The sequence below is a fragment of the Streptomyces incanus genome, assembly GCF_042656345.1.
Taxonomy (GTDB): Bacteria; Actinomycetota; Actinomycetes; order Streptomycetales; family Streptomycetaceae; genus Streptomyces; species Streptomyces incanus.
In genome coordinates, this window is record NZ_JBHSPC010000095.1 from 50,416 (window position 1) to 74,825 (window position 24,410).

Sequence of the window (24,410 nt, forward strand, 5' to 3'; positions counted from 1 at the left end):
CCCGCACGTCTCCTGTGTGGGACCCCGTTCGCGTGCGGCCGGTCTGCCGTGCGCTCTCTGTGCCGTCAGGAGACCGCGCTGCGCAGTCCCTTCGTGCCGGCCTCGGACTCCGCCTCTTCGTCTGCCTCTGCGTCTGCGTCTGCCGGCTCCGGCTCGTCGTGTGCCGTCAGGTCGATGACCTGGCCGACGCCCCGCGCGTCGCCGGCCGGCTCGGACTCCGGCTCGGACTCGGCCCTGTGCGGGGCCGGCGTTTCCTCCTCGGCCACGCCGGCGGCCTCCGCCTCATTCTGCGTACCGAAGAAGTCGAAGGTGCCGTCGGACACCGGGCGCCGCACAGGCTCCGTCGGCGGCACCACCGCGACCGCGGTCGGCACGGTGAAGTGCCCGGCGGGCCGCCGCACAAAACTGCCGGGCGGGGCAGGCAGGGCGGACTGGGCGGACTGGGCGGACTGGGCGGACTGGGCCGGAGGCTCGGACGTGGTGCCGGCGTCCGAGCCGGAGGAGGTGGTCTCGTGCCCGTGCCCGGCAACCGCCTCGGACCGCCCCTCAGCCTCGCCCTCCTGCGGTTGCTGCGGCTTCCTCGTCCTGGGGGGCTCGGGGCCGTCGTCCTCGGGGGTGCCGTCGCTCCGAGGGGACCCGGCGGTGTTTCCGGGCCGGGTGTCGTCCCTCACGGACGCGGAGTCACCGTGCTTCGCCGAGTGGCCGCTCCGGGGGGTGCCGGCGTCGGTCGGCGCATCGTCGGCCGTCGTCTCCGCGGCCTCCGCGTCGGTCACGTCCGTCACGTCGGTCGTGTCCGTCACGTCGGTCGTGTCGGTCACGTCGGTCACGTCAGTCACGTCGGTCACGTCAGTCACGTCGGTCACGTCAGTGACGTCCCGCGCGGGGCGGTCGTCACCCTCGCCGTTGCCGGCGAGCCGTGCCAGCGCCGCGTTGGCCCGCAGGAACAGCGCGGGCCCCTCCGGCGAGAAGACCTGGGGAGCCGCGGGCCGCCCGGTCTCCTCCCCGCCGTCCGCGATCGCCTCGGACTCGGGCGCCTCGGACTCGGGCGCGGTTTCGCCCTCGGTCCTGGCCGCCGGCACCGTCGCCTTGTCGTCGGGCCCGGCACCGGACTCGGCGGCCGACGGTCCCGCCGTCAACGCGCGCGCCGGAACCGCCGCTTCGATCTCGAGCACCCGGCGCTCCTCCAGGACCGTCGCCCGGCCGGTCTCCGCCGCGGCGTACCGCCTGAGCAGTGCCGCGTGCTCATTGCGCAGCCCGGCCAGCTCCGTGCGCTTGGCACGCAGCCGCTGCTCCAGCTTGACGCGCAGTTCACGCGATTCCTCGAGGTCGGACTCCAGTTCGGCGACCCGTTCCTCGAAACGCCACTCGTCACTGGCACGCGCGCGCGCGAGGTCGGCGACCTGCCTGCCGGCCTGGGCGTCCCAGTGCCGCATGACGACCGCACCGAGGATCGCCACGGCCGCCGCGGCAGCGGCCAGGAGGCGAAGCGTCATCGGTTGGGTGAACACCCAGGGCCCCAAGGCGCAGACGAGCGAGACGCCTGCGATCGCCGACGGGGGCAACATCCTGTGCAGGGGCGGGGAATGACGGTGACGTCCACGTGGCATGGCCAGAAACTTACCGCGCGTAGGCGAATGGTGGAGCCCCGCCCCGTAAAAACAAAGCCACACCGAGGCTTTCACAGGGCATCAGGGAACTCCGCCGAACCGTGAATAGACCCGCGCCGCAATTATCAAGATCATTTTCTGGGCGGGAAGCGGTTCCGTTACACCCCCGCCCCGCACCGGATCGTCTCCCGCACCGGTAACGAGCCCGTCCTGAACCGGGCCCGGGCCCGTCCCGCACCACTCCTCCGGCACCCGCTGATCCATCCGGGCTTCCGCCCGAAACGCCCACTCCCGGGTAAGGAAGTCGTGCCCGAGTCGCATCCCAAGGCGCCCCCATCCCGCCCCATCCCGTCCCCGCTGTTTTCCGGGATGATCGGCGAAATCCGGATACGCCCACCGGCCATCTCACGCTCGCCGGAAATACCGGGTCGCAGTCCGGCTCCCGGCTCCCGGCTCCCGGACCCTGGACCCTGGACCCGGGTCACGAGATCCCCTGAACCGGCTTCCGGCCGCGTCCCCGGATCCAGGTGCTTCCCGGCCCCGCCCTGGGCCTACGCTGAACATATGAGCAACAGGAGCGGACACCTTCACGTCCCGGGCCTTCCCCACTGGGGCCGCTGTGCGGTCATGGGCGTCGTGAACGTGACGCCCGACTCCTTCTCCGACGGTGGCCGCTGGTTCGACACGACGACCGCCGTCAAGCACGGCCTCGACCTGGTCTCCCAGGGCGCCGACCTGATCGACGTCGGCGGCGAGTCCACCCGCCCCGGTGCCACGCGTGTCGACGAGGCCGAGGAACTCAAACGCGTCATCCCCGTGGTCCGGGGCCTCGCCTCCGAGGGCGTCACGATCTCCGTCGACACCATGCGCGCCTCCGTCGCCGAGCAGTCCCTCGCGGCGGGCGCCGCGCTCGTCAACGACGTGAGCGGCGGTCTCTCCGACCCCGGCATGATCCCCGTGGTCGCCGACGCCGGCGCCCCCTTCGTCGTCATGCACTGGCGCGGCCTGCTGGAGGGCGGCAACGTGAAAGGCACGTACGACGACGTCGTCACCGAGGTCGTCGACGAACTCCGCGCGCGCGTGGATGCCGTGCTGGAGGGCGGCATCGCCGCCGACCACGTGATCGTCGACCCCGGGCTCGGTTTCTCCAAGGGAGCCGGCCACGACCTCGCCCTCCTCGCCCGTCTCGACCGCCTCCGGGCGCTCGGCCACCCGCTGCTCGTGGCCGCGTCCCGCAAGAGGTTCCTCGGTCACGTCCTGGCCGGCCCCGACGGCGCGCCCCCGCCCGCCCGGGAACGCGACGCGGCCACCGCCGCCGTCTCCGCCCTCGCCGCCCAGGGCGGCGCCTGGGCGGTCCGCGTGCACGAGGTGCGCGCCACCGCGGACGCCGTACGGGTCGCCCACGCCGTCGAGTTGGCGCGTACCCCGGACGGCACGCCCTCCGTACCCGGCGCGCACGATGCCGAGGGAACCCGGTGAGCGCCCCGCACACCGATGTCGAGCAGGTCGAAGCCACCAACGCCGCCTTCTACGAGGCGCTCGAGCAGGGCGATTTCGAAGAGGTCTCGTCGCTCTGGCTGACCCCGGCCGACCTGGGCGTCGACGAGACCTACCACGACCCGGCGGACGCCGGCGTGATCTCCTGCGTGCACCCCGGCTGGCCGGTGCTCACGGGACGCGGCGAGGTGCTCCGGTCGTACGCCCTGATCATGGCGAACACCGACTACATCCAATTTTTCCTCACCGACGTGCACGTCTCCGTCACCGGCGACACCGCCGTCGTGACCTGCACCGAGAACATCCTCAGCGGTGGCCCCGCCCCGGAGGCCGGCGAGGAACTCGGCCCCCTGCTCGGCCAGCTGGTCGTCGCCACCAACGTGTACCGGCGGACTCCCTCGGGCTGGAAGCTCTGGTCCCACCACGCCTCCCCCGTCCTCGCCGAGAACGACGAGAGCGAGGATTCCGAGGTCCCCGACGACACCGAGCACCCCTCCTGAGCGAACAGGCCGACCGCCGGGCCGGCCACCGGACCGGACCCGGCCATCTGACCGACCGGACCCGGCCGACCGACCGGACCCGGGTGATCACAGGACCCGGCCGGACCCCGCCCTTCCCCTTCCTCGCCCGGGAAGTGGTTGGCATCACCTCCGTGCGGGTAGGGGCTGCTACCTGTCCGTGAACCCCAGGCCCTCCTGGGGAAACGCACGGTGAAATCTCCCGGCACGGACCGGACCCGCCCACCTCGGGGTCCGCCCTGCCGGTACCCGCGGGTAAATTCGACCGAGGCAAGGGTGCCGTCCGCACACGGCACCGGCCGGACCGACGACTGCAGGAGTGGATTCGTGTGGATCGTGTCGCGCTGCACGGCCTGAAGGCCCGTGGGCACCACGGTGTGTTCCCCAAGGAACGCGAAGAGGGCCAGACCTTCATCGTGGACCTGGTTCTCGGCCTGGACATCCGGCCGGCCGCGGCCGACGACGATCTGACGAAGACCGTGCACTACGGCATCGTGGCGGAGGAGGTCGTGGCGGTCGTCCGGGGCGAGCCCGTCAACCTCATCGAGACGCTCGCCGAGCGCATCGCGCAGGTCTGCCTCAAGCACGACGTGGTCCAGGAGGTCGAGGTCTGCGTCCACAAGCCGGACGCACCGATCACCGTGCCCTTCGACGACGTGACCATCACCATCATCCGGAGCCGCGCATGACCAGGCCGTCCACCCAGGGCCACACCGACCCGACCGTTCAGCCCGTCCCCGCCTCCGTGGTCGAGCGGGTGGACGCCGCCGACAGCACCCTGCACAACCCGAAGCGGGCCGTCGTCTCCCTGGGCGCCAACCTCGGCAACCGGCTGGAGACCCTCCAGGGGGCCGTCGACGCCCTGGAGGACACCCCCGGCATCCGGGTCAAGGCGGTTTCGCCCGTGTACGAGACGGAGCCGTGGGGCGTCGAGCCCGGCAGCCAGCCCTCGTACTTCAACGCGGTCGTGGTCCTGAAGACCACCCTGCCCCCGTCCTCCCTGCTGGAGCGGGCCCACGCGGTCGAGGAGGCCTTTCACCGGGTGCGCGACGAGCGCTGGGGCCCGCGCACCCTGGACGTGGACATCGTCTCCTACGCGGACCTTCGCTCCGACGACCCGCGGCTGACCCTCCCCCACCCCCGCGCCCACGAACGCGCCTTCGTGCTGGTCCCCTGGCACGACATCGACCCCGAGGCCGAACTCCCCGGACGCGGACCCGTCGCCGCCCTGCTGGGCACGGTCGCCCGGGAGGGCGTCACGTCCCGCGGCGACCTGGAACTCCGGCTGCCCGAGTAGCCGTTAAGGTCGACAGGACCGCGTACCGGGGCACCGGGGGAACCGAAGGGACACCGTGAGAGAGCTGCGCATCAGGGAGCTGGCCGGCGTCTTCGTCGTGGCCGGAGTCCTGTCCTGGGCCGGCGCCCGCCTCTGGAACTCCCTCGGCACCCTGCCGAGCGTTCCGCTGGCGGCGCCCGTCGTCCTCGCCCTGATCGCCGTGGTCCTCACGGCCACGGCGCTCTCCCTGCGCGCCCGCCTCAAGGACCAGCGCGAGCGCCGCCCCGGGGCCAAGGGCGTCGACCCGATGATGGCGGCCCGCGCGGTCGTCTTCGGACAGGCCAGTGCCCTGGTCGCCGCCCTCGTCGCCGGGATGTACGGCGGCACGGGCGTCTCCCTCCTGGAGTCCCTCGACATCCCCGCCCGCCGCGACCAGGCCATCTACGCGGGGGCCTCGGTCCTGGCGGGAATCGGCGTCATAGCGGCGGCCCTCTTCCTGGAGCGCGTCTGCAAGCTGCCGGAGGACGACGACGACCACGACGGCAGAGGCACGGCCCCGGCGGCCTGACGCCCGCTCAGCGGGCCATGATCAGGCTCATCGCCTCGTTGCGCGTCGCCGCGTCCCGCAGCTGCCCGCGCACGGCCGACGTGAGGGTCTTCGCGCCGGGCTTGCGGATACCCCGCATCGACATGCACATGTGCTCGCACTCGATCACCACGATCACCCCGCGCGGCTCCAGAATCTCCATCAGGGAGTCCGCGATCTGGGTGGTGAGTCGTTCCTGCACCTGCGGGCGCCGGGCGTAGACGTCCACGAGCCGGGCCAACTTGGACAGCCCCGTGATCTTTCCGCTGGTGGCCGGGATGTACCCGACATGGGCCACACCGCGGAACGGCACCAGATGATGCTCGCAGGTCGAGTACACCTCGATGTCCTTCACGAGCACCATCTCGTCGTGACCGATGTCGAACGTCGTCGTGAGCACGTCCTCGGGCTTCTGCCACAGGCCGGCGAATATCTCCTTGTACGCCCGCGCCACCCGGGCCGGCGTCTCCTGCAGGCCCTCCCTGTCCGGGTCCTCGCCAACCGCGATCAGCAGTTCGCGTACGGCGTTCTCGGCGCGCTTCTCGTCGAACTCGCCGATGGTGGCCTCGCCGTCCAGCGTCACGGGGTCGGTCATGTGATGCCTCGTTCCTGTGCCTACGCGCGTGTCGGACACACGCACTCTCAACTGCGGATACACAAAAATCCGCGCCCCCCAGGCTAGAACCTGGGGGGCGCGGCATCCATTCGGGGACCAGTGGGTCCCCCGGAGAGCCGGTCAGCTCTCGGGGCGGTCCTCCGGGGCCGGCTCGGGCGCCGGGACGGATTCCGCGGCGGTGCTCTTCGCGGTGGAGATGGCCGGCGTCGCGCCGTTCACCCCGTTCGTCAGTGCCAGCTCCTTGGGGGAGAGCACCGGCGGGCGGGTGGACGGCGTACGACGGGAGGACCCGGTCCAGGCGGGCCTGGGCGGGCGCTTGACGATCGACGCGAAGACCTCGGCGATCTCCTCCTTGCCCAGCGTCTCCCGCTCGAGGAGCGCGAGGACCAGGTTGTCGAGCACGTCGCGGTTCTCGACCAGGATCTCCCACGCCTCGTTGTGCGCGGTCTCGATGAGCTTCTTGACCTCTTCGTCGACCAGCGCGGCGATCTCTTCCGAGTAGTCGCGCTGGTGAGCCATCTCACGTCCGAGGAACGGCTCGGAGTTGTCGCCGCCGAACTTGATCGCGCCGAGACGCTCGGTCATGCCGTACTGCGTGACCATCGCACGGGCCAGACCGGTGGCCTTCTCGATGTCGTTGGCCGCACCGGTGGTCGGGTCGTGGAAGACGAGCTCCTCGGCCGCGCGGCCGCCCAGCATGTAGGCCAGCTGGTCCAGCATCTCGTTGCGCGTGGTGGAGTACCTGTCCTCGTCCGGCAGCACCATCGTGTAACCGAGGGCACGGCCTCTCGACAGGATCGTGATCTTGTGGACGGGGTCGGCGTTCGGTGAGGCCGCCGCGACCAGGGCGTGTCCGCCCTCGTGGTACGCGGTGATCTTCTTCTCCTTGTCCGACATGATCCGGCTCCGCTTCTGCGGGCCCGCGACCACTCGGTCGATCGCCTCGTCCAGCATGTGATTGTCGATCAGCTTCTGATCGCTGCGCGCGGTCAGGAGCGCGGCCTCGTTCAGCACGTTGGCCAGGTCGGCACCCGTCATGCCGGGGGTGCGGCGGGCGACGGCCGACAGGTCGACGTCCGGAGCGACCGGCTTGCCCTTCTGGTGGACCTTGAGGATCTCCAGCCTGCCCTGCATGTCCGGGCGGTCGACCGCGATCTGACGGTCGAAGCGGCCGGGACGCAGCAGAGCCGGGTCGAGGATGTCGGGCCGGTTCGTGGCGGCGATGAGGATCACGCCGCCCTTCACGTCGAAGCCGTCCATCTCGACGAGGAGCTGGTTCAGGGTCTGCTCGCGCTCGTCGTGACCACCGCCGAGGCCGGCGCCGCGATGGCGGCCGACCGCGTCGATCTCGTCGACGAAGACGATCGCCGGGGCATTGGCCTTGGCCTGCTCGAACAGGTCACGGACCCGGGAGGCACCGACACCGACGAACATCTCGACGAAGTCGGAACCGGAGATCGAGTAGAAGGGAACGCCGGCCTCGCCCGCGACGGCGCGCGCGAGCAGGGTCTTACCGGTACCGGGCGGACCGTACAGCAGCACACCCTTGGGGATCTTCGCCCCGACGGCCTGGAACTTCGCGGGCTCCTGCAGGAACTCCTTGATCTCGTGGAGTTCCTCGACCGCCTCGTCCGATCCGGCGACGTCGGAGAACGTCGTCTTCGGCGTGTCCTTGGTGATGAGCTTCGCCTTGGACTTACCGAACTGCATGACGCGGGAGCCGCCGCCCTGCATCTGGTTCATCAGGAACAGGAAGACCACGACGATGAGGACGAAGGGCAGCAGCGACAGCAGAATGCTCACGAACGGGTTCTGCTTCGACGGCGAGACCGTGTAGCCGTCCGGGATCTGCTTGTTCTGGAACTTGTCCTGCAGCGTGTTGGCGATGGTGACACCCTGGTCACCGATGTAGCTCGCCTGGATCTTCGAGCTGTCCTCGACCTTTTGGCCGCTCTTGAGCTGGACCTTGATGATCTGCTCATCGCCGGTGGTCAGCTTGGCCGACTCGACTTTGTTCTGGTTGATCGCCTGGACGACCTCGCCGGTGTCCACCGTCTTGTAGCCGCCGGAAGAGCCGACGACCTGCATCAACACGACCACGGCGAGGACGGCCAGCACGATCCACATGACCGGCCCACGGAAGTATCGCTTCACGTCCATCCATACGGAGCGGTGCCGCCCCGTCCCTCCTGCCATAGTGAGTTTGATAAAGACTGTTCTTCGGACGGTACCCCAGCATTGCCCCCCGAGGTGGCGAGGGACAGCCGGCGTTCGCGTCCACGCATGCTTCAACGGCGCGGACGCCGCCGGGGTTCCCGATCACATACGGCGCTGCGGCCGCGGTTGCTCAGCCGCCGTAGACGTGAGGCGCGAGCGTACCCACGAACGGGAGGTTGCGGTACTTCTCGGCGTAGTCGAGGCCGTAGCCGACGACGAATTCGTTGGGGATGTCGAAACCGACCCATTCCACGTCGATGTTGACCTTGGCGGCCTCGGGCTTGCGCAGCAGCGTGCACACCTTGAGGGAGGCAGGCTCGCGCGAGCCGAGGTTGGAGATCAGCCACGACAGGGTCAGGCCGGAGTCGATGATGTCCTCGACGATCAGGACGTGCTTGCCCTTGATGTCGGTGTCGAGGTCCTTGAGGATCCGCACCACACCGGAGGACTGGGTGCCCGCCCCGTACGAGGACACGGCCATCCAGTCCATCGTGACCGGGGTGGACAGCGCCCGCGCGAGGTCGGCCATGACCATCACCGCGCCCTTGAGAACACCGACGATCAGCAGTTCCTTGTCCGCGTACTCCGCGTCGATCTTCGCGGCCAGCTCAGCCAGCTTGGCGTCGATCTCTTCCTTGGTGATGAGCACCTTCTCGAGGTCGGCACCCATGTCTTTCGCGTCCACCCGCATCACTTTCGGTCGTCCCACCGGCTGTCCCGTACCGTCCGCGACTCTGCCGAGGATACGTTTTTCAGCCTTGCCGAATCACCAGTCTGCCACCCTGGCGACGGGCCACGACCCGGCCGGGGAGATTGATGGCCCCCTGACCGCGCCAGCCGGTGATCAGCCGGTCGACCTCCTCGATGTGCCGGGCGAACAGCGAACCGGCCGGGGCTCCCGCGTCGATGGCCGCGCGGCGCAGCACACGGCGGCGCACGGCGGGCGGAAGAGCGTGCAGCCCCGCGCACTCCAGACGGCCGTCGGGGTCGCGGACACCGGCCTCGGCCCGGCCGGCCCAGGCGTCGAGGGCGTCGGCGTCGTCGCGGGAGAGCTGGGCCGTCCGGGCGAGTGCCTCGACCACGCCCTTGCCGAGGGCCTTCTCCAGGGCGGGCAGACCCTCGTGGCGCAGCCGGGACCGGGTGTAGGCGGGGTCGGTGTTGTGCGGATCGTCCCAGACGGAGAGGGACTGGGCCATGCACGCTTTGCGGGCCGTCTGCCGGTCGAGCCGCAGGAAGGGCCTGCGATAGCGGCCGGCGGCCCCCGAGACCGCGGCCATTCCGGACAGGGAGCGGATGCCGGAGCCGCGGGCGAGCCCCAGCAGGACGGTCTCGGCCTGGTCGTCGCGGGTGTGGCCGAGCAGGACGGCGGCGGCCCCGTGCCGTTCGGCGGCGGCGTCGAGGGCGGCATAGCGGGCATCGCGGGCGGCGGCCTCGGGGCCGCCGTCGCGGCCGACGGTGACGGCGACGGCCTCGACGGGGTCGAGGCCCAGGCCGCGCAGGCGCAGGGTCACTTCGGCGGCCCGCAGGTCGGATCCGGCCTGGAGGCCGTGGTCGACGGTGACACCGCCCGCGCGCACGCCGAGGCGGGGAGCCTCGAAGGCGAGGGCGGAGGCGAGCGCCATGGAGTCGGCGCCGCCGGAGCAGGCCACGAGCACGAGCGGGGCTGGTTCACGCTCGCGCGGGGCCTCGGGGATACGGCCGGGCCCGGCGGGGGGCCGACTGTGTTCGCCGGGGTTTCGGGGGCGTTCGTCGGGGTTTCGGGTGCATTCGTCGAGGATGTCGTGGAGTACGCGGCGGACCGCCAGGCGTATCGCCGCGACCGCAGGATGGGGACCCATGTCCGGTTCCCTTCATGAAGTTTTCGGGGGGTGAGCCCGGGATCGGTCACTCAGAGTGTGTAGATGGTGACAGAGAAGGGCCGCTCTCCGAGCATTGCACGCCTACTCTTCGCTCACGGTCCCTCGGACGGGTGATTGAGGACCCGTCCGCCGGATTCACTTCGCGTCGTCCCATATAGCCCCGTTTGCAGCCCCGTTGCCGGGCGTCGTGCCGTCCCGTACCCGCGCGGCGTACGCCCGGCGTTCGGGTGCACACGCGGCGCACGCTCGGTTCACACCTCGGGTTTGCGGTGCACGCGGGTGATCCACTCCGCGGGCTTGGCGATCTCCGCCTTGGTGGGGAGGGTGTTGGGCGAGGTCCACACCCGGTTGAAGCCGTCCATGCCGACCTCCTCGACCACCGCGCGGACGAAGCGTTCGCCGTCGCGGTACTGGCGGAGCTTGGCGTCCAGGCCGAGCAGTTTGCGCAGGGCCAGGTCCAGGCGGGAGGCGCCCCTCGCGCGGCGCTGCTGGAACTTCTCGCGGATCTCGGCGACGCTCGGCACGATCTCGGGCCCGACGCCGTCCATCACGAAGTCGGCATGCCCCTCCAGCAGGGACATCACGGCCGTGAGCCGGCCGAGGATCTCCCGCTGGGCGGGGGTCTGCACGAGCTCGACGAGGGAGCGCCCGTCCTCCTCGTCCTCCTCGCCCTCGGGCCGGCCGCCGGTGAAGGACTGGACGGCCTCGCGGACCCGTTCCAGGACGGTCATGGGATCGACGTCGGTCTCCCCCAGGAACGACTGGATCTCGCCCTGCATGTGGTCGCGCAGCCAGGGCACGGCGGAGAACTGGGTGCGGTGCGTCTCCTCGTGCAGGCACACCCACAGCCGGAAGTCGTGCGGGTCCACGTCGAGTTCGCGTTCCACGTGGACGATGTTGGGGGCGACGAGCAGCAGCCTGCCTCCGCCGTTCGGCGCGCCGGACGGGCCGGACGGGCCGCCGGCCGGCAGGTCGCGGGCGGCGGGGGCGAAGGTCTCGTACTGGCCGAGGACGCGGGAGGCCAGGAAGGACAGCAGCATGCCGACCTCGACGCCGGTGACCTTGCCGCCGACGGTGCCGAGGAGGACCCCGCCGGGCGAAGTGCCGCGCCGCTCCTGCATCTTGTCGAGGAGCGGCTTGAGCAGTTCACGGAAGCCGGCGACGTTGGCCCGGACCCAGCCGGGACGGTCGACGACGAGGACGGGGGTGTCGTGCATCTCGTCGGTGCCCAGCCGGGTGAAGCCCCGGACGTGCGTCTCGGACGCCTTCGCGTGCTCCCGCAGTTCGGTGACGACGGCCCTGGCCTCGTCACGGCTCACATCGGGGCCCGGCCGCATGAGCCGGGTCGCGGTCGTGACCGCGAGATCCCAGTCGACCATCCCGGAAGAGGCAGCACCACCGAAACTCGTCATGCTGCAACGGTACGTGAGGAGCGCGGCGCGGGGCAGGGCTGCGAGGCAGCCGGCAGGCGGCCGGAGGTCACCGGCAGCCGCACGCCGCCAGGGCCGTGGCCGCCTTGTCCAGGGCTGCCTGGGCGGCCGTCGGGTCGGTGGTGCCGGTCGCCAGGAAGGCGAAGGCGAGCAGCCGGCCCTCCCGGTCGACGACGGTGCCCGCCAGGGCGTTGACGCCGGTGAGGGTGCCCGTCTTGGCCCGTACGACGCCGGCCGCGCCGTCGGCGTAGCGGCCGGCGAGGGTGCCGGTGAAGCCGGCGACGGGCAGGCCGGTGAGGACCGGGCGCAGTTCCGGGTGGGCCGGGTCGCCGGACTTGACGAGCAGCGCGGTGAGCAGGCCGACGGTGAGCCGGTTGCCGCGGTCGAGGCCGCTGCCGTCCTTGAACACGGCCCCCTTCAGCGGGACCCCGAGCTTCTGGAGCTGGGCGCGGACGGCGGCGGAGGCGCCCGCGAAGTCGGCCCGTTCGCCGGTCGCGATCGCGGTCTGGCGGGCGAGGGCCTCGGCGAGGTCGTTGTCGCTGTTGGTGAGCATCCGTTCGACCAGGGTGGTGAGCGGGGGCGAGGAGACCGTGGCGAGGGTGCCGGCGCGGGTCGTGGACTTCGACGGGCCGGGGGGCGTGGCCTTGACGCCGTGCTCCTGCAGGAACGCGCCGAACTGGCGCGCAGCGTCGGCCGCGGGGTCGTCGATGCGAGTCGCGGGGCCGCTGGTGGAGTCGCCGCTGCGGGCCTCGTCGGCCATCAGGGGGGTGATGAGGGCGAGATTGGGGTTGACGCCGATCGGGTGCCGTTCGCCGCCCGCGTAGAGGGTGGTGTCGTACGACAGGGTCACCTCGCGCACGCCGCGTTCGGCGAGGGCTGCGGCGGTGCGCCCGGCGAGGTCCTGCAGGCTCGCCGAGCCGGTGGGATTCTTCTTCCGGGCGGTGAGGGTGGGGTCGCCGCCGCCGACGAGGATGACTTCTTTCGTGTCGGGTTCGAAGGTGGCGCGGGTGGTCAGGCGGTGGTCGGGGCCGAGCGCGGTGAGGACGGCGGCGGCGGTGGCGATCTTCGTGGTGGAGGCGGGGGTGAGGGCGTCGTCGGAGTCGTCGCCGTACACACTCCTGCCGGTGGACACGTCGACCACGGAGGCGGAGAGGTCGCCGAACGCCGGGGACTTCAGCAGCGGGGCGAGGGCGGCCGCGAGGGCCTTGCCGCCGGGCGCCGACTTCACGGTGGTGGCGCCGCCGCCGAGGCCGGTGAGTACGGAGGGGGCGCTGGGGGCCGTACGAGGACCGCGGGGCGGTGTACCGGCGTTGCCGCGGGTGCCACCGTGATCTGTGCCACGCGTGGCCTCCATGGCCACGGCCCGGTCCTGCTCGGCCGTACGCTGACCGGTGGAGTCCCAGGGACCGGCGGCGGTCACCGCTCCTGCGGCCAGCATCGTCCCGGCGGTGGCCGCGACCACGGTGAACCGCCAGGTCCTCGACCAGGTTCCCGGCCAGGCCACCGACCGCGTGATCCGGGGCCCGGCGGCCGTGGCGACCTTCACGGGACGACTCGGCCGCAACCGCGCCAGCCGCGGCCGGACAGCCGCCGCGACCCGTGCCAGACGGGGGCGTACGGCGCCCGCGAACCGTGCCACATGCGGTCTCGCGGCCCGCCAAGGCCTCAGCTCCGGCACGACCACCAGCCCCTTTCGCGATCACACACCTGCGTGAGGGACACTTAACCACCAGAACTATGTGCTGATCATGGAGGAGCGTCCGGTGGAGTTCGACGTCACGATCGAGATCCCGAAGGGTTCGCGGAACAAGTACGAGGTGGACCACGAGACGGGTCGGATCCGTTTGGACCGTCGGCTCTTCACCTCGACCGCCTACCCGACCGACTACGGCTTCGTCGAGAACACTCTCGGCGAGGACGGCGACCCGCTGGACGCGCTGGTCATTCTCGACGAGCCGACGTTCCCGGGCTGCCTGATCCGCTGCCGCGCGATCGGCATGTTCCGGATGACGGACGAGGCCGGCGGCGACGACAAGCTGCTGTGCGTCCCGTCGACGGACCCGCGCGTGGAGCACCTGCGGGACATCCACCACGTGTCGGAGTTCGACCGTCTGGAGATCCAGCACTTCTTCGAGGTCTACAAGGACCTCGAGCCGGGCAAGTCGGTCGAGGGCGCCAACTGGGTCGGCCGGACGGACGCCGAGATCGAGATCGAGCGGTCCTACAAGCGTTTCAAGGAGACGGGCGGCCACTGAGCCCCCTTCGCACGAGACGTGGAACGGGCCGCACGCATATGCGTGCGGCCCGTTCCGCTGTCCGTGCGCATACTGAGCCCTGGGGCTGCCGGCCGGGCCCCGACGGGGGCGCAGGTACAGACGGGGGTACAGGTACAAACGGACGTCTCGGACAGGGAGCGCAGAGAAGGTGACGGACGCGGAGGACCGCAAGCCCCAGTCGGATGAGGCGAGGAGCGCCTTCAGCGCTCCGGTCGGACTGACGGCTTCGGTGGATACGGAGTCGACGACGTCGGAGTTCGCCGTTCCGGAGGGGCTGGCGCTCGCAAAGGCCCAGAGAGCCCCCACGGAGTCGGAGACGACGTCCGAGTTCGCCCTGCCCCAGGGCCTGGAGGCGGCTCCGCACCAGCCCGCCGAGACGGAGGGCTCGGCGTTCAACCCGCCGAGCACGTACGACGCCAGGCAGGCTCTGTCGGCATTCACCCCGCCGCGCGGGACCTCGGCCGTCTCCCTGCACCGGGACGTGCCCTGGCAGGACCGCATGCGCACCATGCTGCGCATGCCGGTGACCGAGCGGCCGGCACCGGAGCAGGTGCACCGGCACGACGACGCCGGGCCCGCCGTGCCACGCGTGCTCGACCTGACGCTGCGTATCGGGGAGCTGCTGCTGGCGGGCGGCGAGGGCGCGGAGGACGTGGAGGGGGCGATGTTCGCCGTCTGCCGCTCCTACGGCCTGGACCGGTGCGAGCCGACCGTCACCTTCACCCTGCTGTCGATCTCCCACCAGCCGTCGCTGGTGGAGGACCCGGTGACCGCGTCGCGCACGGTGCGCCGCCGGGGCACCGACTACACCCGTCTCGCGGCCGTGTATCAGCTGGTGGACGACCTCAGCGACGACGAGACGCACATCTCCCTGGAGGAGTCCTACCGGCGGCTCGCGGAGATCCGCCGCAACCGGCACCCCTACCCCACCTGGGTGCTGAACGCGGCCAGCGGACTGCTGGCGGGCTCGGCGTCGGTGCTGGTCGGCGGCGGCGCCCTGGTGTTCGTCGCCGCGGCGCTGGGCGCGATGCTCGGCGACCGGCTGGCGTGGAAGTGCGCCGACCGGGGGCTGCCGGAGTTCTACCAGTTCACGATGGCCGCGATGCCGCCGGCCGCGATCGGCGTCGCGCTGACGCTGGCGCACGCGGACGTGAAGGCGTCCGCGGTGATCACCGGCGGCCTGTTCGCCCTGCTGCCGGGGCGGGCCCTGGTGGCGGGCGTGCAGGACGGCCTGACGGGCTTCTACATCACCGCGGCCGCGCGGCTCCTGGAGGTCCTGTACTTCTTCACGGGCATCGTGATCGGCGTGCTGGTGGTGCTCTACTTCGGCGTGCAGCTGGGCGCCAAGCTGAGCCCGGACGCGGCGCTCGTCCTGGCCGAGCGGCCGCTGTGGCAGATCGCCGCGTCGCTCGGGCTGTCGCTGGCCTTCGCGGTGCTGCTCCAGCAGGAGCGGTCCACGGTGCTCCTGGTCACCCTCAACGGCGGCGTCGCCTGGGTGGTGTACGGCGCGATGGCCTACGCGGGCGATCTCTCCCCGGTGGCCTCCACGGCCGCGGCGGCGGGCCTGGTGGGACTCTTCGGGCAGCTGCTGTCGCGGTACCGGTTCGCCTCGGCGCTGCCGTACATCACGGCGGCGATCGGGCCCCTGCTGCCCGGTTCCGCCACGTACTTCGGTCTGCTGGCGATCGCCCAGAACGAGGTGGACGCGGGTCTGGTGTCCCTCTCGAAGGCCGTGGCGCTCGCCATGGCCATCGCGATCGGGGTGAACCTCGGTTCGGAGATCTCCCGGCTGTTCCTGCGGATCGGCTCCGCCGAGAAGCGCAGGGCCGCGAAGCGAACGCGCGGTTTCTGAGGCGGGACCGTCCGGCCCCCGGATACACGAATCCCCGGGGTGCGCGGGTGTCGCGCGCCCCGGGGACGGGTTCGGTGCGGCGGTTCAGTAGCCCTGGTTGTAGGGCTGCTGCCGGCGGGGGTCCGGGCCCTGGGCCTGCCCTTGGCCGCCCTGCCCCTGGGGGTGCTGCCCCCCGTGGTACTGGTCGTAGCCACCCTGGTCGTAACCACCCTGGTCGTTGCCGTACGGCTGCTGGGGCCGCTGCTGCGGGTGACCCTGGTCGCCGTACGGCTGCTGGGGCCGCGGTCCGTCCGGGGCGATGCGGCGGAGCTGGGTGGTGGCGTCGTCCATGGCCGGCTGGGCGTACGGGGGGGCCTGCCGGTCGTACGTGTCGTACTCGCCCTGCTGCGGAGCGTCCGCGTTCTCGTCTGCACCGCGCTTCTTCTTGCCGCGCTCCCGCAGGTACTCGACGATGATCGGGACCACCGAGAGGAGGACGATCAGGATGAGGATCGACTCGACGTTGCTCTTGATGAAGCCGATCTGGCCGAGCCAGTAGCCGGCGAGCGTGACGCCCGTGCCCCAGGCCATGCCGCCGATGAGGTTGTACGTGAGGAAGGTGCGGTACTTCATCCGGCCGGCACCGGCCGTGATGGGGGCGAAGGTGCGCACGATCGGCACGAAGCGGGCCAGGACGATCGCCTTGGGGCCGTACTTCTCCATGAACTCGTGGGCCTTCTCCAGGTTCTCCTGTTTGAAGAGCTTGGAGTTGGGGCGGCTGAAGAGCTTCGGGCCGAAGACCTTGCCGATCATGTAACCGACTTGATCGCCCAGGACGGCGGCGATCACTATCAGTGTGCACACCAGCCACAGCGGCTGGCTGATGTAGCTGCCCTCCGCCACGAAGAGGCCCGCTGTGAACAGCAGGGAGTCGCCGGGCAGGAACGCGAAGAATCCGGACTCGGCGAAGACGATCAGCAGGATGCCGGGAAGGCTGAAGGTCTCGATCAGATAGTTCGGGCTCAGCCACTCGGGGCCGAGCGCAAGGGTGGTCACGGGAGTGTGGCTCCTGCTGCTTGAGGGGGCGGGCGAGGCTGGCTGCCAAAGCTATCAACGCAGCCGTCCCGGCCCAGGTTCCACGGGCGTACCCAGGATTGCACCGTGCCCCCTCCCCGGCGAAGCTGGGGCCATGGGCATCGAGGAGTACGGCGGTGGACAGGGCCCCGGGACCGACGTCCTGGTGGTCACGACGAACGACGTCCCGGGGCACAGGGTGCAGGAGGTGATCGGAGAGGTCTTCGGGCTGACCGTCCGGTCCCGCCACATCGGCAGCCAGATCGGCGCGGGCCTGAAGTCGATGGTCGGCGGCGAGCTCAAAGGGCTGACCAAGACGCTCGTACAGACCCGCAACCAGGCCATGGAGCGCTTGATCGAGCAGGCACGCGCGCGGGGCGCCAACGGCGTGCTGGCGTTCCGCTTCGACGTCACGGACGCCGCGGACGTGGGCACCGAGGTGTGCGCGTACGGCACCGCGGTGGTGCTCGTACGCGATTGACCGCGCGGTACGCCGCCCGGTCCCCGGGAAGGGATCGGGGCGGTCTCCGCGCGGTCCGGGCTCAGCCGCCGTGCCGGGCCGCGTTGGCGACGATCGCGTCGCGCAGGTAGACCGCCAGGCCGGGGCGGATGTTCTCGTACGTCCGCGTGAAGCGCGGGTCGGTGACGTACATCTCGCCCAGGCAGGTGTGCATCTCGTGCCCGCAGTCGTAGTACGCGCCCGTGATGAACAGCCGGTGCTCCTCCGCCGTGTCCATGGCCTCCGCGGAGTCGGCCGGGGTGCCGGCGGACATCAGCTCGGCCATGCGCAGGTGGAGGGAGTCGAACTCCTCGGTGACGCGCTTCCAGTCGTCCTTGGTGTAGGACGCGGTCCGCTGCCGGGACTGCCGGTGGGCGTCGGTGGCGCCCCAGCGCTCCTGGACCTCGTCCTCGTACTGGTCCGGGTCGAAGTCCCCGAACACCTCGAACCGTTCCTCGGGCGTCAGACCGATCCCCATCGTGTGTGCCTCCATGGCGTGCTCCACGGCCGCCGCCATCCTCTGCAGCCTCTCGATCCGGGCGGTCAGCAGGTCGTGCTGCCGGCGCAGGTGCGCGCGCGGGTCCGCTTTTCCGGTGGCCTGCTCGTCGAGCAGGGCGGCGACCTCGTCGAGCGGGAAGCCGAGCTCCCGGTAGAACAGGATCTGCTGCAGCCGGTCGAGGTCGGCGTCGGTGTAACGCCGGTGACCCGCGTGGCTGCGCTCGCTCGGAGCGAGCAGGCCGATGTCGTCGTAGTGGTGCAGGGTGCGCACCGTGACCCCGGCGAAGCCGGCCACCTGTCCCACGGAATGACTCACTTCCGCTCCCTTCTCGGTACGCCCTCCACCCTGGGACCTCACGCCACGTGAGGTGCAAGCCGGTTTCCCACTCGTGACACCATGACCGTTTCGTCATTATTTGCCCACTTGGCCCGTCTATCGTGTGCGCGTGACCCAGGACAGCGCGCAGCAGGAGCCCTCTGCCGCCCCGGCACGCCGGGCACGCGGCCTGCTGCCGTCCGTCGTCCCCGCGCTGATCGTGGGGGTGGCGGCGAGCCTGCTGCTGGTGGGCGTGAGCCTGGCGGCAGAGCAGCTCCAGGACGTGCTGTGGCAGGACCTGCCGGACGCGCTCGGGGTCGGCAGGTACTCCGTACTGTGGATGTTCGTGATGCTCGTCGCCACCGGGATCGCAGTCGGTCTGGTGGTGTGGAAGATGCCGGGCCACGCCGGCCCCGATCCGGCGACCACCGGCCTCGACGCCCCCGTGCTGCCGCCCGCGGTGCTGCCGGGGCTGCTGCTGGCCACCGCCCTGATGCTGGCCGGCGGACCGAGCCTCGGGCCCGAGAACCCGATCATCGCCGTGCATGTCTCCCTGGCGGTCCTGCTGGGCACCAGGGCGTTCCCCCGGGCCCCGGAGCGTGGCTGGGTGGCGTTGGCAGAGGCGGCGACGGTCGGCGCGCTCTTCGGTACACCGGTGGCCGCCGCGCTCGTCATCTCCGAAGCACTGGCGGGGCAGCGGATCAAGGGACAGCTCTGGGACAGCCTCTTCGCGCCGCTGGCCGCCGCGGGGGCCGGTGCGCTCACCGCCTCCCTGGTATCGCAGCCGAGCTTCGACCTGCACCTGCCGCCGTTCGGCCGTCCCGGCTGGGCGGACCTGCTGTCGGCGCTCACGGTCGCCTCGGTGGGCGCGCTGCTCGGCATGTGCGCCGTCCACGCCTTCCCCTACGTCCACGGGGCCTTCCGGCGGCTGCGGCATCCCATGCTGATACTTCCGGCCGGTGGGGTGGTGCTGGGCGCGCTGGCGGCTCTGGGCGGGCATCTGACGCTGTTCAAGGGGCTCAACGAGATCGCGGAGCTGGCGGCCGACCCCGAGGGCTGGTCGGCGGGCCAGTTCGCCACCATGACGGTGGTGAAGCTGGCCGCCCTACTCGTCGCCGCGTCCTGCGGGTTCCGGGGCGGGCGGATCTTCCCGGCCGTGTTCGTCGGCACCGCGCTCGGGCTGTGCGCCCACGCCCTGGTGCCCGGTGTGCATCCGGCGGTGGGTGTGTCGGCGGGGGTGCTGGGGGTGCTGCTGGCCATCACCCGGCAGGGCTGGTTGAGCCTGTTCGTCGCCGCGGTCCTGGTCTCCTCGCCGGGCATCCTCGCGCTCCTGTGCATCGCGTCGCTGCCGGCCTGGCTGGTGGTGACGGGACGTCCTCAGATGCAGCTGCGGGCGGACGGGACACCGGTCCGGTGAGCGCCCGGCCGCCTGTGCGCCCCGGCCCGGCAATGGCTTCCCCTCGTTCCCTATGGCTCCTGTGGCCCCTGTGGCCCCTGTGGCCCCTGTGGCCCCTGTGCTCCCTGTGGTCCCCCTCCTCGTACTCCCTCGTGGCCCCCACCCGTCCAAGCTCCCGTACGAACTCCTGGAGGTCTCCATGCCGCTGCACCATGCTCCCCGACACGATGAGCGCCCCCTGTCCGTCAATCCCTTCCTGGGCCCGGCCAACCCCATCGGGGACATGACCGAGGCACCGCCCAAGCACCGGATGCCCGACGCGCCGATGGCGCCCACGACGGCGTATCAGCTGGTGCACGACGAGCTGATGCTGGACGGCAACGCGCGGCTGAACCTGGCCACCTTCGTCACCACCTGGATGGAGCCGGAGGCCGGTCACCTGATGGCGGAGTGCCGGGACAAGAACATGATCGACAAGGACGAGTACCCGCGCACCGCCGAGCTGGAGCGGCGCTGTGTGTCGATGCTCGCGGACCTGTGGCACGCGCCCGACCCGTCCGCGGCCGTGGGCTGTTCGACGACGGGGTCGAGCGAGGCGTGCATGCTCGCCGGGATGGCGTTCAAGCACCGCTGGGCGCGGCGCAACGCCGATCGGTACCCGTCGAAGGACGCCCGGCCGAACCTCGTCATGGGTGTCAACGTCCAGGTCTGCTGGGAGAAGTTCTGCGCCTTCTGGGAGGTGGAGGCCCGCCAGGTGCCCATGGAGGGCGACCGGTTCCATCTCGACCCGCGGGCCGCCGCCGAGAGGTGCGACGAGAACACCATCGGGGTGGTCGGCATCATGGGCTCCACCTTCGACGGATCGTACGAGCCGATCGCGGACCTGTGCGCGGCGCTGGACGAGCTCCAGGAACGCACCGGCCTCGACGTCCCGGTGCACGTCGACGGGGCGTCCGGCGCGATGATCGCGCCCTTCCTCGACGAGGAGCTGGTGTGGGACTTCCGCCTTCCGCGCGTGACGTCGATCAACACCTCGGGGCACAAATACGGCCTGGTCTACCCGGGCGTCGGCTGGGCACTCTGGCGGGACGCGGACATGCTGCCCGAGGAACTGGTCTTCCGGGTGAACTACCTGGGCGGCGAGATGCCGACGTTCGCCCTGAACTTCTCCCGGCCGGGCGCCCAGGTGGTGGCGCAGTACTACACGTTCCTGCGGCTGGGCCGCGACGGCTACCGCGCGGTGCAGCAGGCCGCGCGGGACGTGGCCGGCGGGCTGGCCGGACGGATCGGGGAGCTCGACGACTTCCGGCTGCTGACCCGGGGCGACGAACTGCCGGTGTTCGCCTTCACCACCGCGCCCGGGGTGACGGCGTTCGACGTCTTCGACGTGTCCCGGCGGATGCGGGAGTACGGCTGGCTGGTGCCCGCGTACGCCTTCCCGGCCAACCGTCAGGACCTGTCGGTGCTGCGGGTGGTGTGCCGCAACGGCTTCTCCGAGGACCTCGCCGACCTGTTCGCCGAGGACCTGGCCCGGCTCCTCCCGGAGCTGCGCCGGCAGCCGCATCCCCTCACCCACGACAGGAACGCGGCCACCGGCTTCCACCACTGAGCGGACCCGGCTCCGGACCACCGGAGCCGGCTAACGGCTCAGCCGCGCGAACCTCCGTACCGCCAGCGGGAAGAACACCGCGAGCAGGGCCAGGGGCCAGGCGACGGCGGCCCACACGTGCCCCGGTTCCCCGCCGGGGCTGCCGAAGAGCTCGCGCACGGCTGTGGCCGTCTGCGACATCGGATTCCACTGGACGACCGTGCCGAGCCAGTCCGGCATGGACTCGGGCGCCGCGAAGGCGTTGGACAGGAAGCCGACCGGCCAGACCAGGATCTGCACCGCCTGCACCAGTTCGGGCTTCCCTGCCACCAGGGCGAGGTGGATGCCGATCCACAGCATGGCGAAACGGAACAGCAGGAGCAGGCCGACGGCGCCCAGGAAGCCGGCCGGGCCGCCGTCGGCACGCCAGCCGAGCGCGGCGGCGACGGCCAGGAGTACCGCGAGGCCGAGCGCCGACTGGAGCATGTCGGCGGCGGAACGGCCCACCAGGAACGCGCCGTTGGCCATGGGCATCGAGCGGAACCGGTCGACGACGCCCTTGTTGAGGTCCTGGGTGACGGCGACCATGGTGCCCTCCAGGCCGAAGGCCATGGTGAGCGCGAGCATGCCGGGGACCAGGTAGCCGAGGTAGTCGCCGCTGACTCCCCGGCCGCCACCGACCAGGTAGCCGAACATCATCAGCAGCATCACCGGGAAGACCAGGCCGACCACCACCGCGACCGGCTGCCGCCGCCAGCGGGAGAGTTCGCGGCGGGTCATGGTCCAGGAGTCGGCCAGGGCGTGGGCGGTCCGTACGCGGCCGGTCCGCGCGCGGGCGGCCGTCGAGTGTGTGAGCGGCGCGTGGGTGGTCATGCGGACCTGCCTCCTCGGGTACGTCCTACGAGTTCCTCGGCCCGGTCGTCGTCGGGTCCGGTGAGCCGCAGGAACACCTCGTCGAGCGTGGGCCTGCGCAGGGCGATGTCCTCGGCCCGGATGCCCGCCTCCTCCAGGACGCGGACGACCCCGGCCAGGGCCGCCATGCGGTCGGTCACCGGGGCGCTGAGCAGCCTGCGGTCGGTGTCCACGGTGATCTCGTCCTCCGGTACGGGCAGCAGGGCGACGGCCGCGCCCAGCTGCCCGGCGTCGCGCAGGACGACGTCGATGCGGTCGCCGCCGGCGGCCGCCTTGAGTTCGTCCGCCGTGCCGTCGGCGATGCCCCGGCCGGCGTCCACCACCGAGATATGGTCGGCGAGCTGGTCGGCCTCCTCCAGGTACTGGGTGGTGAGCAGGACGGTCGTACCGCCGCCGACCAGGGAGCGGACCGAGTCCCACACCTCCGCGCGGCCGCGGGGGTCGAGGCCGGTGGTCGGTTCGTCCAGGAAGAGCACCTCCGGTTCGGTGATCAGGGAGGCGGCCAGGTCCAGGCGGCGGCGCATGCCCCCGCTGTACTGCCCCACCGCCTTGCGGCCGGTGTCGGCGAGGCCGAAGCGCGCCAGGAGTTCGTCGGCACGCGCGCGTGCCCGCCGCGCGCCCAGGTGGTACAGGCGGCCGAACAGTTCGAGGTTCTGCCGGCCGCCGAGTTCCTCGTCGAGCGCCGCGTGCTGGCCCAGGAGGCCGATGCGCAGGCGCACGGCGTACGCCTCCCGCACCACGTCGTGGCCCGCGACCTCGATCCGGCCCGCGTCGGGCCGCAGCAGGGTGGCCAGGATCCGGACCAGGGTGGTCTTGCCCGCGCCGTTCGGGCCGAGTACCGCGTGCACCGTGCCGCGCCCGACCGTGAGGTCGAGCCCGTCCAGTGCGGGCCTGCCGCTCCCACCGCTCCTGCCGCCTCTCGTTCCGCCGTACGTCTTCCGTGCGTCCTCGACGGTGATCGCCGCGTCGGCCATGGGGATGACCCTCTCGCTAGTCAAACTTGACTACGCAGGTCACGGTAAGCACGGCCCAGTCATTAGTCAAACTTGATTAACGCACGAGGGCGGACGCCCGATCGGCGCGCGGGCGCCTCAGCGGTCGTCCCCCGGGTGGCGCTCCCCCGTCGCGTACGGGTTCTCCTGGTCCTCGGCCAGGATGCCGACGAACGGCTCGCCCTCCCCGGCGAAGGTGTAGGAGCCGGCCTCGATCCGTCCGATCAGACCCCTGGTCCACTCGGCCTCCGCGTCGGCCGTGTGCACCCAGAGGTTCATGATCTCGCCGATGTGGCCCAGCGGCTCGGGGCCGCCCTCGGGCACGTAGTGCTCGGTGACCGCGGCCCGCCACTCCTCGATGCGCCGGATCCGCTCCTTCAGCAGCGCCGTCGCCTCCTGCCTCGGTAGGTCGACGACGAAGCCGATGGCCGCCGACTTCACGTCCATCTTCTGGTCGTAGGCGACGAGGGCCTCGCGCAGCAGCGTGAAATACGCGTCGTCGCCCGCCGCGGTGATCTCGTACTCGACGCGCGGCGGACCCCCGGCCGTCGAGGGCGCGATCTCGTGCGCGTGCAGCAGCCCTTGCTTCGCCATCTGTTTCAGGGCGTGGTAGATCGAGCCGGGCTTGGCGTTGGACCACTCGTGCGCGCCCCAGAACTCCAGGTCGTTGCGCACCTGGTAGCCGTGGGCCCGCCCGTGCTGGCGCACCGCGCCGAGCACGAGGAGACGGATCGCTGACATGGGCTCCAGCGTAGGCCGCGGGCGGTCACTCCCAGGAGCTGCCCCGCTCCTTCGCCACCAGTTCGAACGCCGTGGCGCCGTCCAGGGACTCGCGGATGATGTCGGCGTGGCCGGCGTGCCGGGCGGTCTCGCGGATCAGGTGGAGACACAGCCAGCGCATCGAGAGCCACTCGTCCTTCGGGTTCCAGGACGTCTTCGCCAGCAGGAAGGTGTCGTCGAGGCTGGGCACCGCGCGGATGAACGACTCCGTCCCGGTGGCCACCTTCTCGTAGTACGCGAGAAAGGACTCCACGGTTTCCTCGCCGACCAGCCGGAAGCACTCGTGCCAGTTCGACTCGTCCCGGTGGACGGCCGGCGGCTCGCCCTTGGCCCGGGCGATCCAGCCCTGCTCGACCTCGGCGACGTGCTTGAGCAACCCGGCCAGGGACAGCTCGCTCGCGCTGGGCCGCGACGCGGCCTGCTCGTCGGTGAGGCCGAGCACCGACCGGCGGATGCCCCCACGCTGCTCCTCGATGAAGGCCAGCAGCGCCCCGCGTTCGTCGCCCCGGGTCTCCGCGGGAACGTGAGTGACCATGACGGCCGCCTTTCGTCGGTGAGGCTTCGCCCCGGTTTCCCTGACACCGACGACGCTACGGGCCCTCGCGGTCAGGTGCTGTCCGCAAGGGCCCGGGAGGAGGAGCG

At 71.3% G+C, this 24,410-nt stretch carries 23 protein-coding genes; 10 read left to right on the plus strand and 13 right to left on the minus strand.

Annotated elements, in window-relative coordinates; translation table 11 throughout:
- Positions 1-65 precede the first annotated feature (65 nt).
- Positions 66-1,565, minus strand: a complete 1,500-nt coding sequence (locus tag ACFP2V_RS27810) for a hypothetical protein (protein WP_381218011.1) — start codon at positions 1,563-1,565, stop codon at positions 66-68.
- Between the two features lie 606 nt (positions 1,566-2,171).
- Here ACFP2V_RS27810 and folP point away from each other — a divergent pair.
- The 5 genes from folP (at position 2,172) to ACFP2V_RS27835 (ending at position 5,466) form a co-directional block, all read left to right on the plus strand.
- Positions 2,172-3,086 (plus strand): dihydropteroate synthase, encoded by a 915-nt coding sequence (folP, locus tag ACFP2V_RS27815; RefSeq protein WP_381218013.1) that lies wholly within the window; start codon positions 2,172-2,174, stop codon positions 3,084-3,086.
- On the plus strand, positions 3,083-3,604 hold the full coding sequence (locus ACFP2V_RS27820) for a nuclear transport factor 2 family protein (RefSeq protein WP_381218015.1): 522 nt from the start codon (positions 3,083-3,085) through the stop codon (positions 3,602-3,604). The genes folP and ACFP2V_RS27820 overlap by 4 nt, the downstream gene beginning before the upstream one ends.
- Positions 3,605-3,951: 347 nt before the next feature.
- Complete coding sequence (gene folB, locus ACFP2V_RS27825) at positions 3,952-4,311, plus strand: dihydroneopterin aldolase (protein ID WP_381218017.1); 360 nt, start codon at positions 3,952-3,954, stop codon at positions 4,309-4,311.
- Entirely contained in the window at positions 4,308-4,919 is a 612-nt protein-coding gene (gene folK / locus ACFP2V_RS27830) for a 2-amino-4-hydroxy-6-hydroxymethyldihydropteridine diphosphokinase (protein ID WP_381218019.1), read from the plus strand. Before folB ends, folK begins: the two co-directional genes overlap by 4 nt.
- A 55-nt stretch (positions 4,920-4,974) precedes the next feature.
- Positions 4,975-5,466, plus strand: coding sequence for a DUF3180 domain-containing protein (locus tag ACFP2V_RS27835; protein ID WP_381218021.1), 492 nt, complete (start codon positions 4,975-4,977; stop codon positions 5,464-5,466).
- A 7-nt stretch (positions 5,467-5,473) separates the two neighbouring features.
- On the opposite strand, the gene folE is transcribed toward ACFP2V_RS27835, so the two are convergent.
- The 6 genes from folE to dacB all read right to left on the minus strand — a co-directional run bounded on the left by folE (position 5,474) and on the right by dacB (position 13,290).
- Complete coding sequence (gene folE / locus ACFP2V_RS27840) at positions 5,474-6,079, minus strand: GTP cyclohydrolase I FolE (protein WP_381218023.1); 606 nt, start codon at positions 6,077-6,079, stop codon at positions 5,474-5,476.
- Positions 6,080-6,220: 141 nt separating this feature from the next.
- Positions 6,221-8,260, minus strand: a complete 2,040-nt coding sequence (ftsH, locus tag ACFP2V_RS27845; protein ID WP_381218025.1) for an ATP-dependent zinc metalloprotease FtsH — start codon at positions 8,258-8,260, stop codon at positions 6,221-6,223.
- Between the two features lie 187 nt (positions 8,261-8,447).
- Positions 8,448-9,008, minus strand: coding sequence for a hypoxanthine phosphoribosyltransferase (gene hpt, locus ACFP2V_RS27850; protein WP_055596571.1), 561 nt, complete (start codon positions 9,006-9,008; stop codon positions 8,448-8,450).
- Positions 9,009-9,069: 61 nt separating this feature from the next.
- On the minus strand, positions 9,070-10,155 hold the full coding sequence (gene tilS, locus ACFP2V_RS27855) for a tRNA lysidine(34) synthetase TilS (protein ID WP_381218027.1): 1,086 nt from the start codon (positions 10,153-10,155) through the stop codon (positions 9,070-9,072).
- A gap of 272 nt (positions 10,156-10,427) precedes the next feature.
- On the minus strand, positions 10,428-11,588 hold the full coding sequence (locus ACFP2V_RS27860) for a zinc-dependent metalloprotease (RefSeq protein ID WP_381218029.1): 1,161 nt from the start codon (positions 11,586-11,588) through the stop codon (positions 10,428-10,430).
- Positions 11,589-11,655: 67 nt separating this feature from the next.
- Positions 11,656-13,290, minus strand: a complete 1,635-nt coding sequence (gene dacB, locus ACFP2V_RS27865; protein ID WP_381218031.1) for a D-alanyl-D-alanine carboxypeptidase/D-alanyl-D-alanine endopeptidase — start codon at positions 13,288-13,290, stop codon at positions 11,656-11,658.
- A 79-nt stretch (positions 13,291-13,369) separates the two neighbouring features.
- Between dacB and ACFP2V_RS27870 the strand changes: the two genes are divergently transcribed.
- A complete protein-coding gene (locus tag ACFP2V_RS27870) occupies positions 13,370-13,861 on the plus strand; it encodes an inorganic diphosphatase (protein WP_042174359.1) in 492 nt (163 codons plus the stop codon).
- Between the two features lie 169 nt (positions 13,862-14,030).
- On the plus strand, positions 14,031-15,734 hold the full coding sequence (locus tag ACFP2V_RS27875) for a threonine/serine exporter family protein (protein WP_381218033.1): 1,704 nt from the start codon (positions 14,031-14,033) through the stop codon (positions 15,732-15,734).
- An 84-nt stretch (positions 15,735-15,818) separates the two neighbouring features.
- On the opposite strand, the gene ACFP2V_RS27880 is transcribed toward ACFP2V_RS27875, so the two are convergent.
- On the minus strand, positions 15,819-16,769 hold the full coding sequence (locus tag ACFP2V_RS27880) for a DedA family protein (RefSeq protein WP_381218035.1): 951 nt from the start codon (positions 16,767-16,769) through the stop codon (positions 15,819-15,821).
- 133 nt (positions 16,770-16,902) lie between these two features.
- Between ACFP2V_RS27880 and ACFP2V_RS27885 the strand changes: the two genes are divergently transcribed.
- Entirely contained in the window at positions 16,903-17,268 is a 366-nt protein-coding gene (locus tag ACFP2V_RS27885) for a YbjQ family protein (protein ID WP_381218037.1), read from the plus strand.
- Positions 17,269-17,329: 61 nt separating this feature from the next.
- Here the strand turns inward: ACFP2V_RS27885 and ACFP2V_RS27890 are convergent, their stop codons facing one another.
- Positions 17,330-18,100: a MerR family transcriptional regulator gene (locus ACFP2V_RS27890; RefSeq protein WP_381218039.1), complete on the minus strand. Its 771-nt coding sequence runs from the start codon at positions 18,098-18,100 to the stop codon at positions 17,330-17,332.
- 130 nt (positions 18,101-18,230) lie between these two features.
- On the opposite strand from ACFP2V_RS27890, the gene ACFP2V_RS27895 reads away from it, so the two are divergent.
- Positions 18,231-19,517 carry an ion channel protein gene (locus ACFP2V_RS27895; RefSeq protein ID WP_381218041.1) on the plus strand — a complete coding sequence of 429 codons (1,287 nt, stop codon included), beginning with the start codon at positions 18,231-18,233 and terminating at the stop codon, positions 19,515-19,517.
- Positions 19,518-19,695: 178 nt separating this feature from the next.
- On the plus strand, positions 19,696-21,105 hold the full coding sequence (locus ACFP2V_RS27900) for a glutamate decarboxylase (RefSeq protein WP_381218043.1): 1,410 nt from the start codon (positions 19,696-19,698) through the stop codon (positions 21,103-21,105).
- Positions 21,106-21,135: 30 nt separating this feature from the next.
- On the opposite strand, the gene ACFP2V_RS27905 is transcribed toward ACFP2V_RS27900, so the two are convergent.
- The 4 genes from ACFP2V_RS27905 to ACFP2V_RS27920 form a co-directional block, all read right to left on the minus strand.
- Complete coding sequence (locus ACFP2V_RS27905) at positions 21,136-21,864, minus strand: ABC transporter permease (protein WP_381218136.1); 729 nt, start codon at positions 21,862-21,864, stop codon at positions 21,136-21,138.
- Between the two features lie 89 nt (positions 21,865-21,953).
- Positions 21,954-22,970 (minus strand): ATP-binding cassette domain-containing protein, encoded by a 1,017-nt coding sequence (locus tag ACFP2V_RS27910; protein WP_381218045.1) that lies wholly within the window; start codon positions 22,968-22,970, stop codon positions 21,954-21,956.
- Positions 22,971-23,087: 117 nt separating this feature from the next.
- Complete coding sequence (locus ACFP2V_RS27915; RefSeq protein WP_381218047.1) at positions 23,088-23,729, minus strand: PadR family transcriptional regulator; 642 nt, start codon at positions 23,727-23,729, stop codon at positions 23,088-23,090.
- A 25-nt stretch (positions 23,730-23,754) separates the two neighbouring features.
- Positions 23,755-24,303 carry a DinB family protein gene (locus ACFP2V_RS27920; protein WP_381218049.1) on the minus strand — a complete coding sequence of 183 codons (549 nt, stop codon included), beginning with the start codon at positions 24,301-24,303 and terminating at the stop codon, positions 23,755-23,757.
- Between the last annotated feature and the right edge of the window lie 107 nt (positions 24,304-24,410).